Genomic DNA, 14,179 nt, shown 5'->3' with positions numbered 1-14,179 from the left:
CCGGGCCCGGCAATGTGGCCAACATCCTGCTCGACGTTGACGCTTCCTCGCTTTCGGCAGGATTCCACACCCTCAGCGTGCGCTTCAAGGACGTAGCGGGCAAGTGGGGCATCGCCGAGTCGCGACCCGTGTATGTGTTCAGCACGGTGGTCAACGATCCCGCCGGGCAGCTCGTCGCAGCGGAATACTTCATCGATACCGACCCCGGCGTGGGCAATGGCACGGCCACCGCTTTGGTCCCCGGGCCCGGCAATGTGGCCAACATCCTGCTCGACATCGATGCCTCATCGCTTTCGTCAGGGTTCCACATCGTCAGTGTCCGCTTCAAGGACATTGATGGCAAGTGGGGCATCGCCGACTCGCGGACGGTGTTCGTGTATAGCGCCGTGGTGAACGATCCCGCCGGTCCGATCGTGTCGGCCGAGTACTTCTTCAACGCGGATCCCGGCGTGGGCAATGGCACTCCCATCGCGCTTCTGCCGGGTGATACCGTGGACATCAGCTTCCTGGCCGATGCGTCGGCCCTGGCCCTTGGGCCGCACGTGCTGTCGATCCGCTTCAAGTCCGGCGATGGTCCATGGGGCATCGCCGAGTCGCGTCCCTTCACGGTGATCACGCACGACGAATGTGTGAACGCGGTGGTTTTGCAACTGCGCGCTCCGGGCGATTGCCCCATGCTGTCCACCACGGGCACAACATCAGGCGCCACATCCAGCGCCACGATCGGCTGCACCGGTCAGAACCATCCCGACGTCTGGTACCGCGTGGACTCCGGCGATGCGACCCTGGTGAGCGTGTGGCTCGGCGAGGCGGGTGCGGTGGACCTCGGACTACAGGTCTGGGATGGTTGCGGCGGCAACGTGGTGTATTGCGCCGACGGCCTGTTGCACACCTTCGCCACTTCAACGAACACGACCTATTGGCTGCAGGTATACAGCATGACGACGCATGGCGGCTTCACCATTTGTGTGAGCAAGGTGGACCAGGTGACCTATTACAGCCAGGCGAGCGGCTTTGTGTCCGATCCGATCTGGGACGTGGTGCCCGCCGGTTCTCCGGGTCCGGCCACCTTCACGCCTACCGCCACCATGGTGGTGCAGGCCGGCCATGCAGTGATGCTCGACGGCGGTGTGGACGTGGATGACCTTGCCGTGAACCCCGGCGGTACACTGGAACTGGAGGTGAACAGCACATTCACGGTGCATGGCGACCAGGTGCAACTGGACGGATCCGTGACCGCTGAAGCGGATAGCCGATTGGCATTGATCGGTGCCGCGGCGAACATGCACGGGCTCGCGGCGCAGACCCTGTGGGACCTGCACATCGGCACGCCGGGCGGTACCACGTTGAATTCCCCCCTGCGCATCCAAGGCACCCTGCGGCTGGAGGAGAACGCGGTCATACATGCTGGCGCCGGACTCCTCACCCTGCTGAGCAACATCACCGGTACCGGTCGATTGGACGCGGTGCCGTCCACAGCCACCTTCACCGGCGACCTGACCATGGAGCGGTACATCCCTGCGGGTGCCACCAATTGGCGGCTGTTGGGCAGTGCGGTGCAAGGAAGGCAGGTGGTGCATTGGCACGATGACTTCATCACGGCGGGTTATCCGGGATCGCACTATCCCAACTTCGACAACCCCGTGGGCAGCGGCGACCTGTGGCCGAGCATCCGCCAGCACGATGAGCCCACCGTGCAGGGCACCAGTTTGGCGCAGGGCACCAGCGGCGTCACGAGTACCGACCCACTCACCCCCGGCAAAGGCTTCGCGGTGTGGTGTGGCGATGCGCTCACCGGCACAGCGGCTTTCACGATCGATCTGAAAGGCCCACCCACCATCGCGGTGGCACCCATCCCCTTGCAGGTGAGCTACACCGACCGGGGCGAACCGACCCTCGACGGCTGGAACCTGGTGAGCAACCCGCTGCCCAGTCCGATCGCGTTCAGCGCCATCACACGCGTGGACGTGAACAATGAATACTACGTGTACGATCCCGCCTCGGGCAACATGGCCCACTGGGATGGCAGCGCCAGTGTACCAGAGGACGTGCTCAACGGCACCATCGCCAGCTCTCAGGGCTTCTGGCTGAAGGCCACGGCACCCGGCGCCAGCGCCACGGTGGACGAGAGCGCGAAGGTGGCCGGCAACGAGGGCGGCGTGTTCGGCGGCAGCAGCTTCTCATCCATCCCCTTGGTGCGGCTCGGGATCACAGGGTCCGCCAACAACTTCTCCGACCAGACGCTGGTGTATTTCGGCCCAGGCGGCCCATCCTTCGAAACCGACGATGTGCTGAAAATGGACTTCGCACACCAGCAGGCGCCAAGCATCGCCACCCTGGCCACCACCGGTGAAGCGCTGATGGTGAACCGTTATGGCAGTTACGATGCGGACATTTCGATACCGGTGGCCGTGCGGACGAAAGTGAACGGTAACTCGGTGGTCACCATGCAGGTGGCCAACACCGTGTTGAGCTGCATGTGGCTGGAAGATCTCGTCACTGGCAGCCTCACCGTGGTGACCGATGGCGCGCAATACAGTTTCACGCATACGCCTTCACAGACCTTCCAGACGCGCTTTATGCTGCACGCTACGGCACCCCTGGCGCTCCTGGCGGAGGACGGCACTTGCGGCCCCATGAGCGGCAGCGCCTCCGTGGATGTGGGCGCCGGGCCGGTGGATGTGACCTGGACCACGCTGGAGGGCATGGTGCTTCTGGAGCAACCGGGGGTGAGCGGCACGGTGGTATGCAACGGCATCGCCGAAGGTGGATACACCGTACGTGTGACCTCCCCCGCCTCGATCTGCGCCGAGGTGTCCCAAGACTTCACGATCCAGAACAACGGAGAAGCCGTGGAGGCGGCGATCATGGCACCCGGTACGGTGCTGGTCAATGAAGCCGTGCAATTCACCGGCACCGCCACGGCGAACGCCACCTTCCTGTGGGACTTCGGCGATGGCACCACCAGCACCGAAGCGGAACCCGAACACACCTACACCCTGCCGGGCATCTACACCGTGACACTGACCGCTACGTTGGGTGATTGCAGCACCAGCATCAGCACCACAGTGGATGTGACCTTCACCACGGACGTGGGTTCGTTGGGAGATGTGGCCATACGGGTCTGGGGCGCGCAGGAGAGCTTCGTCGTGGAGCACGGCTTCGAGGGCGGCCTGCTCGATATCGAGGTGATCGATGCCACGGGTCGTGTGTGGTATGCCCAAGGTCATCCGGCCGTGTCGGGCCGGATCATCGTGCCCGCGGGCGGCATCGCGCCTGGCGTATGGCTGGTGCGGCTCGCACATGACGGACGGCAGGCGACCTTCCGCGTGCCGCTGTTGCGCTAACGGTCCGCTTCATACTCCAACGGGTGCAGCCTTCGCCTTCGTTCCGTTGTCGGCGATCGCGTTGGCCTTTGAATGATCTGGCCGCCTGGCCTCCGTGGCTTCCTGTCCCCGGTGGCTTTCCCAGCATTGGGCCGTTTGCCGCCGGCCCGGGGCTGGCGCTGAACGAGGACGATACACGACTTTCGCGAACCATCCATCCCGCCAGCAGTTTTCCCGCATCATGCTCCGTCGCCTTGTCGCTCCGCCTCTGCTCATGTCAGTTCTCCTGCTCCAGGCACAGGAATACACCGAGATCCGCAACGCTGAAGTGCAACAAATGCTCTTCCTCGGCGAGACCATGCCCTACCGGGACTGGGACAGCACCCAGGTGTTCGAGAACATCCCCAGCCGGGACGAAAAAGGTGTGCTCATCGACAAGGGCTATCCGGGAGGTGTGAAGCCCGTGCGGCTGCACCAGGCCGTGGTGGACAAGGCCCTGCCTGCCGGGAACGATCCCGTGTGGCAGAACAAGGACGGCTTCCGCCAGGAGGGCGAGGCGATGAAACTGTCCATCAACGGACAGGGCTTCACCAGCGTGAACCCGGCCGACCCCTGCCTGGACGTGGGGCCCAACCACGTGATCCAGATGATCAACGGCGGTTCTGGCGCCTACTTCCGCATCTACGACAAGAATGGGACCCCCTTGGGGGCGCAGACGTACATGGACAACTTCGTCAACGCCATCGGCGCGGGCTTCAATTACAACGGGTTGGGCGACCCGATCGTGCTCTACGACGCCCTCGCCGACCGCTGGTTGATGAGCGAGTTCGCCACCAGCGGCAATCGCATGATCGTGGCCGTGAGCACCACGCCCGACCCCACTGGCAGCTGGTACGCCTACAGCTTCCAGGCACCCAGTTTCCCGGACTACCCCAAATACGCCGTGTGGAACAACCTGTACCTGATCACCACCAATGAATCGGGGGGACCGGCCACCTACGCCCTGGACCGCACCCGCATGTTACAGGGGCTCAGCGCCACGGCCCAGCGCTTTTCCGTACCCAGCTACCCCATCATCGGCTTCCAGGCCTGCACCCCGGTGACACATGATGGCGGACCCGCCCCACCCGCCAACGCGCCCGCCATGTTCATGCGCATGGCCGACGATGCCTGGAGCGCGTCCATTCCCGCCGACCGCCTGGAGATGTGGACACTCACGGTGAATTTCACCACACCCGCCAATTCGGTGATGGCCGGACCCACCTTCCTGCTCACCCAGCCCTTCGATACCGAGCTGTGCGGCTACCTCGCATTCGCCTGTGTGCCCCAGCCGAACACGTCCACGCGCCTGGACCCCCTGCGCGAAGTGCTGATGAACCGGGTGATCTACCGCAACTTCGGCACACACGAGACCATCGTGGCCAACCACGTGACGGACGTGAACAACACCGACCGGCATGGGGTGCGTTGGTACGAACTGCGCCGCACGGCCGTGGCCAACCCCTGGGCCATCCACCAGCAAGGCACGTACTCGCCCAATGCCACCAACCGCTGGATGGCTGGCATCGCCATCAATGCGGCAGGCGACATCGCGCTGGCCTACAACGTGGCCAGCGGTTCGGTCAACCCTTCCATACGCTACACCGGCAGGCTGGCGGGGGACCCCCTGGGGCAGATGACCTTCGCGGAAACGAGCATCGTGGCGGGCACCAGCCACAACAGCAGCAACCGCTATGGCGATTACAACTCGCTGGATGTGGACCCCGCCACCGGTGACTTCTGGGGCACGGCGATGTTCAATACGAGCACACAGTGGAGTACGAGGATCTTCAATTTCTCGCTCGCAGCGCCCGAGTGCTTCCCGCCAGAGGCCACGGCCTCATTCACCTGCCAGGACCCCACGCAATACCAGGTGTACGTGGACATTTCCTCCATGGGCACGGCCGGTACGATCGCCATCCTGATCGACCCGGACGGCATGGGGCCGCAGCCACCTGCCACAGTGGGCGCGGCCGGCGCCATCGGCATGTACGGCCCCTTCGGCCCTTACCCCTCGGGCACCTTGGTGGATGTGCTGCTCGTGCATGATGCATTCCCCAGTTGCAACGTGGCCCTGGCCGATGTTGGCGGCAGCTGTGTGGACCCGGGCGAGGCCTGCTCCTCGTTCGCGTCCACCACCACCACGGTGATCCTGGACAACACCACCGTATCCAACACGATCGTGGTGCCGGCCCAGAACGGCGCCACCATCACCGACCTGAATGTGTATGTGGACATCACCCACACCTGGGTGGCCGACCTGCGCATCTCGCTGGAGAGTCCGCAGGGCACCATCGTGCAGTTGATCGCCACGGCCAAGTGCGGCAATGCCGATGACATCCGCGTGGAGTTCGATGACACCGGGTTGAATGGCCCGGTGGGAGGCACCTGCCCTTTGATCAACCTCTTCGCCATCCCGGACAATGCTCTGGCCGCCTTCAACGGCCAGATCTTCCAGGGCACCTGGACCTTGCGCGTGCAGGACGTGGCCACGCAGGACCAGGGTACATTGAACAGCTGGTGCCTGATCCCAGCACTGAACATACCCCCGATCGCGATGCAGCCGAGGGTGTTCCTCGAGGGCCCACTGAACGAGAGCGGCACCCTGATGGGCGACGCGTTGAGAAGCCAGGGCCTGGTGCCCCTGAACGAGCCCTATACCGCGCTGGGCTATACGTTCACCGGCCCCTACCAGGCCACCACCACGCCGGCCGTATTGGCCGTTACCGGCAACAACGCCGTGGTGGACTGGGTGGTGGTGGAATTGCGCAACGCCGTGAGCCCAGCGCAAGTGGTGGCCAGCAAGCCCGCCTTGCTGAAGCGCAACGGCTACGTGTACGACATGGACGGCCTCTCCAACATCACCTTCCCGGTAGCGGAGGGCAGTTACCATGTGGCGGTTCGCCACCGCAACCACTTGGGTGTGATGACCGGCGAAACCCAGCTCCTCAACGAATTCGCCATCCTGGTGGACTTCACCGACCCGGCCACGGCCACCTTCGGCACCAATGCCCGGAAGGCCATGGGCCCCGCGCGGGCCTTGTGGGCCGGTGATGTCACCTTCAATGGCACCCTGCTTTACACCGGTGCCGGCAATGACCGGGACCCCATCCTGCAGGCCATCGGCGGGACCATACCCAGCAATGAATTGAGCGGTCAATACCGGAAGGAGGACGTGAACCTTGATGGCGTGGTGCGCTACACCGGGGGTGGCAATGACCGCGACCCCATCCTGAGCAACATCGGCGGGGTGGTGCCCTCGGCCTCTCGTGTGGAGCAGTTGCCGTAGCCGGCATGGCGGCGGCGCCTTTCCTTTGCGGAGGAAGCGTTGGGGGGTGAGAGGGTGCGGGGGTGCAAGAGTTGGCCCTTCCCTCACACCCTCGCACTTTTGCACACTTTCGCCCTCACGCCCTCCATGCACCCCATCAAACAAGTCCTCGACGACACCGCCCTCACCGGCACCACCCTCACCGTGGCCGGCTGGGTGCGCACCTTCCGCAACGACCGCTTCATCGCGCTGAATGACGGCAGTACCATCCGCAACCTGCAGTGCGTGATCGACCAGGAGCAGGTGGGGCCGGAAACGCGTGCCCGCTTCACCACCAGCGCCGCCGTGAAATGCACGGGCGTGATCGTGGAGAGCAAGGGCAGCGGCCAGCGCGTGGAGATGCAGGTGACGGCCGTGGAAGTGCTGGGCGATAGCGATGCAGAGAAGTACCCGATCCAGCCCAAGAAGCACAGCCTGGAGTTCCTGCGCGAGAACGCGCACCTGCGCTTCCGCACGAACACCTACAGCGCCATCTTCCGCATCCGCCACCAGGTGAGCTTCGGTATCCATGAGTATTTCGACCAGCAGGGCTACAACTACTTCCACGCGCCGATCATCACGGCCAGCGATGCGGAAGGCGCGGGGGAGATGTTCCGCGTGAGTGTGCTCGATGCGAAGAACCCACCGCTCACCGACGACGGCAGCGTTGACTTCAAGGAGGACTTCTTCGGCCGTGAATCACGACTCACGGTGAGCGGCCAATTGCAAGCCGAGCTCGCTGCGCTGGCCTTGGGCAAGGTGTACACTTTCGGCCCCACCTTCCGCGCCGAGAACAGCAACACCGCACGCCACCTCGCCGAGTTCTGGATGATCGAGCCCGAGGCCGCCTTCATGGACCTGAAGGGCGACATGGACCTGGCCGAGGGCTTGTGCAAGCACCTGATCGCGCGCGTGCTGCGCAACAGCATGGACGACCTGCAGTTCCTCGATGCGCGCCTGAAGGAAGAGGAAGCGACGAAGCCACAGGCACAACGCGCCGAGATGGGCCTGATCGATCGCCTGAAGTTCGTGCTCGACAATCCCTTCGAGCGCATCACCTACACCGACGCGATCGAGATCTTGCTGCGCAGCAAGCCGCACCAGAAGAAGCAGTTCCAGTTCCCCGTTGAATGGGGCATCGACCTGCAGAGCGAGCACGAGCGCTACCTCGTGGAGAAGCACTTCAAGAAGCCGGTGATCGTAACGGGCTATCCCGGCAAGATCAAGGCCTTCTACATGCGCACCAACGGCCCCGGCGACTTCGGCTATACTGACAAAGGCACCACCGTGGCCGCCATGGACGTGCTCTTCCCCGGCATCGGCGAGATCATCGGCGGCAGCCAGCGCGAGGAGCGACTGGATGTGCTTGAAGCTCGCATGAAGGAGATGGGTGTTCCTGCGGAAGAGCTCTGGTGGTACCTGGATACGCGCCGCTTCGGCACCGTGCCGCACGCGGGCTTCGGGCTGGGCCTGGAGAGGTTCGTGCTGTTCGTGACGGGCATGGGGAACATCCGGGACGTGATCCCCTTCCCAAGGACACCGAAGAGCGCGGAGTTCTGAGGAGGGCGCACCGCTAAGACGCGGAGGCGCAAAGGGCGCGGAGTTCAGAGCAACTTCAACAAACCCAACGCACATGCAGTACCTCGGCTACTTGCTCGCCCTCATCCACGCAGCGCTGCTCTTGTGGGCGAGCGGCGGTTTCATGGAGATGCTCCTACCGAACGTTCCCTGGAAGCGCTTCTCCAATCCCGACTTCCCCACCTACATCCTGATCCCGCACTGGTCGGTGGTGCTGTACGCCTCGGCCGGCTTCCTCTATGGCTACTTCACGCATTGGAGCAAGACGCCACCCTTCATGCTGATCGGCTACAGCTTCATGATGCTGCTCTGCGTGATCGAGACCTTCGGCTACATGACCAACAAGACGAAGTACATCGCGATGGGATCGGAGTTCGTGACCTATGTGGTGATCCTACTGCTATTGTTCAAGAGCAGGTACTTCATCGAGTACTTCAACCGGTAGGGGCTGAGCAGCACTTGCCTATCGGGCATGCCACACGCTCCCGTTCCGTGTATGCACGGCGCGCAGTTCGCCCTTGGTCTCAGCGGCTTTCAGCATCCCTTCGGCGGCATCGTGCGTGGTGCCCAGCATCACGGCCACCTCCTCGGCGCACCATGAAGGATGCACCTTGAACAGGTCGTGGAGCGAAGCAGGCACGGCCGCTGGCTTCGCATCCGGCTTCAGCGCCTTCAACGCCGCCTCGAACTGCACATAGGGCCGCGCGCCGTACACCAGTTGCCGTTCACCGGCCTCGTTGCTGAAGATGAAGGTGGGGAAGCCGCGCACGCCGAGCGAGCGCGCCAGGGTGAGGTCCGCCTGGAAGAGCGCGTTGGCGGCTCCGTTGTAGTCGTTCTGCAGACGTGCGGCATCGAGCCCCGCGAAAGAGGCCGCTTCGGCGATCACCGGCCACTTGGTGATGTTCTTCTTCTCCACCAGCACCTGCTCGCGCAGACGACGCAGGAAGACGAGCGCCTTGCCTTGGTCCTGCAGCTGGGCGGCTTTGAAGGCGATGCTCGGCGGATAGCTGCTGGGCAACGGATCCTCCAGCCACACATCGCCGATGATGGGCATGCGGTAGTGCGGGCTCACCTCGTCCCAGTGGCCGGCCACATCGCTGGGCTTGCCGATGCCGCCGCTGTTGTACACGTCCCACGAAGGCAACAGACCGCCCATGTGGTATTGGATGTCGATCGCATCGCCGTACTCGGCCTTCAAGCGGCGCAACTGCGGCTCCGCGCCCCAGCAGCTGCTGCAGATGGGGTCGGTGAAGTAGAGCAATGTGATCGGCTTCGTGGCCTTGGCTTGCGGTTGCTGCTCCAGCGCGACCGCTTCAGGGTCCATGCCAGGGACCGCGCACACGCCGGTATCGGGGTCGCAGAAGAGGGGATTCGTGGAATTGGTCATGTCAATGGTGGGCTGTGCGCAGCCCTGGAAGGTGAGTGTGGAAAGGAAGAGTGCGGCGACGGCGAGGCGTTGCATGCTTCAGGCTTTGCCAATGCGCACGCTCGTCATCGTGAGCGATCCCGCCAGCGGCTTGTCATTGAAGAGCGTGGCCTGCTCGTCCTTGTTCTGCAAGGCCAGCGTGTAGAGCAAGGGCAGAAAGTGCTCGCCGCTGTTGATCGCCAGGTCGTAGGCTTTGCCCTGCGCATGGAAGTTCACCAGCGGGGTATGGTCGCCGCTGATGATGGCCCGGTTCATCTTGGCGCGTGCTTCCACCGCCCAGTCGAAGGCATAGCTCTCGTTCAGCTTGTCCCAGGCCACCATGCCTAGGTTGTGCACCATGTTGCCGCTGCCGATGATCAGCACGCCCTTGTCGCGCAACTTGGCCAGCTCCTTCGCCAGCGCATAGTGCTGCTCGGGTTTCAGCGAGTAGTCGATGCTCATCTGGATCACCGGTACATCGGCGTTCGGGTACAGGTGCTTCACCACGCTCCACGCGCCGTGGTCCAGGCCCCAGCTATGGTCAAGACCCACCGTAGCGCTGGTGATGCTCTGCTTCACCTCGGCCGCCAGTTCCGGACTACCCGGCGCAGGGTACTGCACCTCGAACAGCGCCTTGGGGAAGCCGCCGAAATCATGGATGGTGCGCGGATGTTCCATCGCCGTCACCTGCGTGCCGCGCGTTTCCCAATGCGCGCTCACCACCAGGATCGCCTGCGGACGCGGCAGCTCGGTGGCCGCCTTGCGGAAGCCCTGCACGAACTCGTTCTCCTCGATCGCGTTCATGGGGCTGCCGTGGCCCAGGAAGAGCACGGGCATGCGCGCGCTCGGCTTGAAGGGTTCGGTGATGCGGTTGAGGTCGGTGAGTTTCATGGCGGCTCCTGCCAGCGGCAGTGTGGCTAGTGAGAGAAGGAACTTCTTGCGGTCCATCGTCCGAAGATCAGGACTGTTTCACGAGTTGGATGTCGGCGCTCAGGCGCACCTCGTCACTCACCAGCACGCCACCGGTCTCCAGCGCGGCGTTCCAGTTCAGGCCCCAGTCCTTGCGGTTGATCCTGCCGCTCACGGTGAAGCCGGCCTTCTCGTTGCCCCAGGGGTCCTTGCTGATGCCGCCGAACTCCACGTCCAGCGTCACCGGGTGCGTGATGCCCTTAATCGTGAGCTCGCCCGTGAGCGTGTGGTCGTCGCCCTTCGCGCGCATCTCCTTGCCCACGAAGCCGAGGGTAGGGTGCTTCTCCACGTCGAAGAAGTCGGCGCTGCGCAGGTGGTTGTCGCGGTTCTCCTCGTTGGTAAAGATGCTCGCGGCGTCGATCTCCACGGCGATGCCGGCTTTTGTGAAGTCGGTGCCCGGCGTTTCGATCTGCGCGCTGAAGGTCTTGAAGGCGCCCTTCACGTTGGCGATCATCAGGTGCTTCACCTTGAAGGTGATCTCGCTGTGCGCGGGGTCGATGGCCCACAGGGTCTTGGTGCTGGTGCTGCTGGTGGTGGCGGTCGCGGTGCTCATGGTCTTGGGTGTTTGCGGTTGTTGTTGGTTGACGATGCAAAGGTCCCGCAGCCCCCCAGGGCGGGGGTAACACATTCCGGAAGAGTGGTTGCACAGGGCGTGCCCCTTGCCCCTCGCGCAGCCTCACCCAGGGGTCGGGCTGTCCGCTTTAGTTGCCTTGTCGGTCCGGGGTCACCGCTGCGGCTGCGGTCGCTTCCGTTGGTCGCGTTCTCGCTCGCGCGGTGCCAGCGGCCCGACTGCGGCAAGCTGCCGCTGCCATCCCTCACGCAGATCCGGTGCGTGCTTCCTATTTTGCCGTTCCATGTCCAAAGAAGCCCGCGCCCGCATCAAGATCAACAAGCTGCTGGAAGATGCGGGCTGGCGCTTCCTGGCTGACGAGAATGGCCCGGCGAACATCACACTGGAGACCGGTGTCAGCATCACGCCGGAGTACATGGCCGAGAAGTTCGGCGACGATTTCGAGAAGACGAAGAAGGGCTTCATCGACTACCTGCTGGTGGACAGCGATGGCTACCCCATCGCCTTGCTGGAGGCCAAGCGCGAGAGCATCCACCCGCTGAACGCCAAGGAGCAGGCGCGGGAATATGCCAAGGCCGCAAAGGTCAAGTACATCATCCTCAGCAACGGCAACCTGCACTACCTGTGGGAGCTGGAACGCGGCAACCCGCAAGTCATCAGCCGCTTCCCTTCACCGGAGTCCTTGGGCGCTCTGAAGCAGTTCCAACCCGATCGCGAACGGCTGATCAATGAAGCGATCGGCGAGGACTACATCGCGCTGAGCCAGCTTCCGAACTACGCCCGTCGGCCGGAGTGGAACGACCCGGAGTTGAAGCAGGAGTTCATCGACCGGAACAAGCTGCGCTTCCTGCGGCCCTACCAGATGGACGCCGTGAAGGCCATCCAGCAAGCGGTGTCCGACGGCAAGGACCGCTTCCTCTTCGAGATGGCCACCGGCACGGGCAAGACGCTCACCAGCGGCGCGCTCATCAAGCTCTTCCTGCGCACCGGCAACGCCCGCCGCGTGCTCTTCCTGGTGGACCGCCTGGAATTGGAGAACCAGGCCAAGCGCGCCTTCCTGCTCTACTTGCAGAACGACTATTCGGTGTGCGTGTACAAGGAGGATCCCGAGAATTGGCGGAAGGCCGAAGTGGTGGTGAGCACCGTGCAGACCCTGCTTGCCAGCAATAAGTACCGCGACCGCTTCGAGCCCACCGACTTCGACCTGATCATCAGTGACGAGGCGCACCGCAGCATCGGCGGCAACAGCCGCGCGGTGTTCGAGTACTTCCACGGCTACAAGCTGGGCCTCACCGCCACGCCGCGCGATTACCTGAAGGGCGTGGATGAGCAGGACATCGCCGACGACCCGCGCGCCTTCGAGCTCCGCCTGCTGAAGGACACCTACACCACCTTCGGTTGCGGCGATGGCAGGCCCACCTTCCAGTACAGCCTGCTGCACGGCGTGAAGGATGGCTACCTGATCAACCCGATCACCATCGATGCGCGCACGGAGATCACCACCAAACTGCTGAGCGATGATGGCTACGCCGTGGTGACGAAGGACGACGAGGGCGAAGAGCACGAGGAGACCTTCCTCAACCGCGACTTCGAAAAGAAGTTCTTCAGCCCGGAGACCAACCTGGCCTTCTGCCGCACCTTCCTGGACCATGCGCTGGCGGACCCCATCAGCGGTGAGTTGGGCAAGAGCATCGTGTTCTGCGTGAGCCAGGCCCACGCGCGCAAGGTGACCGAGATCCTCAATGAGCTGGCCCACGCGCGCTGGCCCGGCCGCTACCAGAGCGACTTCGCCGTGCAGGTGACCTCGTTGGTGATGGGCGCGCAGCAGATGACCATCAACTTCGCGAACAACCTGCTGCTGGGCGCCAGTCCGGTGCTGCCCGGCTACCGCACCAGCAAGGCCCGCGTGTGTGTGACCGTGGGCATGATGACCACCGGCTACGACTGCGAGGACCTGCTGAACGTGGTGCTGATGCGGCCCATCTTCAGCCCCAGCGATTTCGTGCAGATGAAGGGGCGCGGCACCCGCAAATGGACCTTCAGCCACAGCGAGCGCGACGACCAAGGCAACACCGAGACCACCAGCCGCCCCAAGGAAGCCTTCAAGCTCTTCGACTTCTTCGCCAACTGCGAATACTTCGAGGACACCTTCGACTACGATGCCAAGCTCACCGTGGTGGTGCCCAAGGATGAGCAAGGGCCCGGCCGGGACTATATCGGCGGAACTGGCAAGTACCACCAGAACCTCGCGGCCGATCCGCTGAAGAGCTTCGAGGTGAAGAACGTGGGCACCGAGGGCATGAAGGTGGACCGCGAGATGTTCCGCGGCCGCTTCGAGGAGCGCATCCACAACGATGAGCGCATCCGGCGCGATGTGCAGGCCGGCAACTGGGACCAGGTGCTGCACTACATCCGCACCGAGGTGCTGGACAAGCCCGAGGACTACTTCACCCTGGAGAAGCTGCGCAGGGCCTACACCGTGGACCGCACGCTCACCCTGCGCGAAGTGGTGGAGAAGATCTTCGGCATCATCGCCGACTTCAAGATGAAGGACGAGCTGCTGGAGGAGGAGTTCCAGCAGTTCGTCAGCATCCATCCGCCCGGCGAGGAGGAGAACATCACCGCCCTGCGCCACTTCTTCAAGGCCTACATCGTGGACCAGGACGTGCGCGAGATCATCCGGCAGAAAGCCTTCCAGCGCCTGGCCAGCCACCCGGCCATGAGCATGGAGGAGTACAAGGCCATCACCCCGGCCAACCGCGCGCGCGTGCCGCAGTACGTGGACACCTACGTGAAGCTGGACCTATTCGCCGCCTGACATGTAAAGATTTCGCCAGGATCTTTACACGTCCCGGCCATGTGTCAAGATCGTTTACAGGTGCCCGACGGGGCCAATAGGAAGTAGTTGCCCACTAATCTGCAATCGCAACACATTGTACACCAGTATATTACGAGCAATTGTCAGAATAAGCATATCGCGATAT

General features: G+C 63.4%; 8 protein-coding genes. 5 read left to right on the top strand and 3 right to left on the bottom strand.

The annotated features are described in order from the left end of the window. Positions 1-674 precede the first annotated feature (674 nt). From KIT10_11465 to KIT10_11450, 4 genes are all read left to right on the top strand, one after another. Complete coding sequence (locus KIT10_11465) at positions 675-3,347, top strand: PKD domain-containing protein (GenBank protein ID MCW5899875.1); 2,673 nt, start codon at positions 675-677, stop codon at positions 3,345-3,347. Between the two features lie 220 nt (positions 3,348-3,567). Further along, the gene (locus tag KIT10_11460) at positions 3,568-6,654 is read left to right on the top strand and encodes a proprotein convertase P-domain-containing protein (GenBank protein ID MCW5899874.1); all 3,087 of its coding nucleotides are present in this window, start codon (positions 3,568-3,570) and stop codon (positions 6,652-6,654) included. Between the two features lie 126 nt (positions 6,655-6,780). Further along, entirely contained in the window at positions 6,781-8,232 is a 1,452-nt protein-coding gene (asnS, locus tag KIT10_11455) for an asparagine--tRNA ligase (GenBank protein MCW5899873.1), read from the top strand. Positions 8,233-8,305: 73 nt separating this feature from the next. Next, positions 8,306-8,695 (top strand): hypothetical protein, encoded by a 390-nt coding sequence (locus KIT10_11450; GenBank protein ID MCW5899872.1) that lies wholly within the window; start codon positions 8,306-8,308, stop codon positions 8,693-8,695. 18 nt (positions 8,696-8,713) lie between these two features. On the opposite strand, the gene KIT10_11445 is transcribed toward KIT10_11450, so the two are convergent. The 3 genes from KIT10_11445 to KIT10_11435 form a co-directional block, all read right to left on the bottom strand. Further along, positions 8,714-9,637: a DsbA family protein gene (locus KIT10_11445; GenBank protein MCW5899871.1), complete on the bottom strand. Its 924-nt coding sequence runs from the start codon at positions 9,635-9,637 to the stop codon at positions 8,714-8,716. A 78-nt stretch (positions 9,638-9,715) separates the two neighbouring features. After that, the gene (ygiD, locus tag KIT10_11440; GenBank protein ID MCW5899870.1) at positions 9,716-10,603 is read right to left on the bottom strand and encodes a 4,5-DOPA dioxygenase extradiol; all 888 of its coding nucleotides are present in this window, start codon (positions 10,601-10,603) and stop codon (positions 9,716-9,718) included. Positions 10,604-10,613: 10 nt separating this feature from the next. Continuing rightward, positions 10,614-11,177, bottom strand: coding sequence for a YceI family protein (locus KIT10_11435; protein ID MCW5899869.1), 564 nt, complete (start codon positions 11,175-11,177; stop codon positions 10,614-10,616). Between the two features lie 301 nt (positions 11,178-11,478). Here KIT10_11435 and KIT10_11430 point away from each other — a divergent pair, with 301 nt between their 5' ends. Further along, a complete protein-coding gene (locus tag KIT10_11430; protein MCW5899868.1) occupies positions 11,479-14,013 on the top strand; it encodes a DEAD/DEAH box helicase family protein in 2,535 nt (844 codons plus the stop codon). Positions 14,014-14,179 lie beyond the last annotated feature (166 nt).

The sequence above is a fragment of the Flavobacteriales bacterium genome (assembly GCA_026129465.1).
GTDB lineage: Bacteria > Bacteroidota > Bacteroidia > Flavobacteriales_F > PHOS-HE28 > PHOS-HE28.
This window is presented reverse-complemented; position numbering and strand designations above follow the sequence as displayed.

What these genes read in the sequence shown, in the direction of transcription:
- KIT10_11465 (MCW5899875.1), top strand. Translation starts at nt 675, where the DNA reads ATGCTGTCCACCACGGGCACAACATCAGGCGCCACATCCAGCGCCACG.
- KIT10_11460 (MCW5899874.1), top strand. Translation starts at nt 3,568, where the DNA reads ATGCTCCGTCGCCTTGTCGCTCCGCCTCTGCTCATGTCAGTTCTCCTG.
- asnS (MCW5899873.1), top strand. Translation starts at nt 6,781, where the DNA reads ATGCACCCCATCAAACAAGTCCTCGACGACACCGCCCTCACCGGCACC.
- KIT10_11450 (MCW5899872.1), top strand. Translation starts at nt 8,306, where the DNA reads ATGCAGTACCTCGGCTACTTGCTCGCCCTCATCCACGCAGCGCTGCTC.
- KIT10_11445 (MCW5899871.1), bottom strand. Translation starts at nt 9,637, where the DNA reads ATGACCAATTCCACGAATCCCCTCTTCTGCGACCCCGATACCGGCGTG.
- ygiD (MCW5899870.1), bottom strand. Translation starts at nt 10,603, where the DNA reads ATGGACCGCAAGAAGTTCCTTCTCTCACTAGCCACACTGCCGCTGGCA.
- KIT10_11435 (MCW5899869.1), bottom strand. Translation starts at nt 11,177, where the DNA reads ATGAGCACCGCGACCGCCACCACCAGCAGCACCAGCACCAAGACCCTG.
- KIT10_11430 (MCW5899868.1), top strand. Translation starts at nt 11,479, where the DNA reads ATGTCCAAAGAAGCCCGCGCCCGCATCAAGATCAACAAGCTGCTGGAA.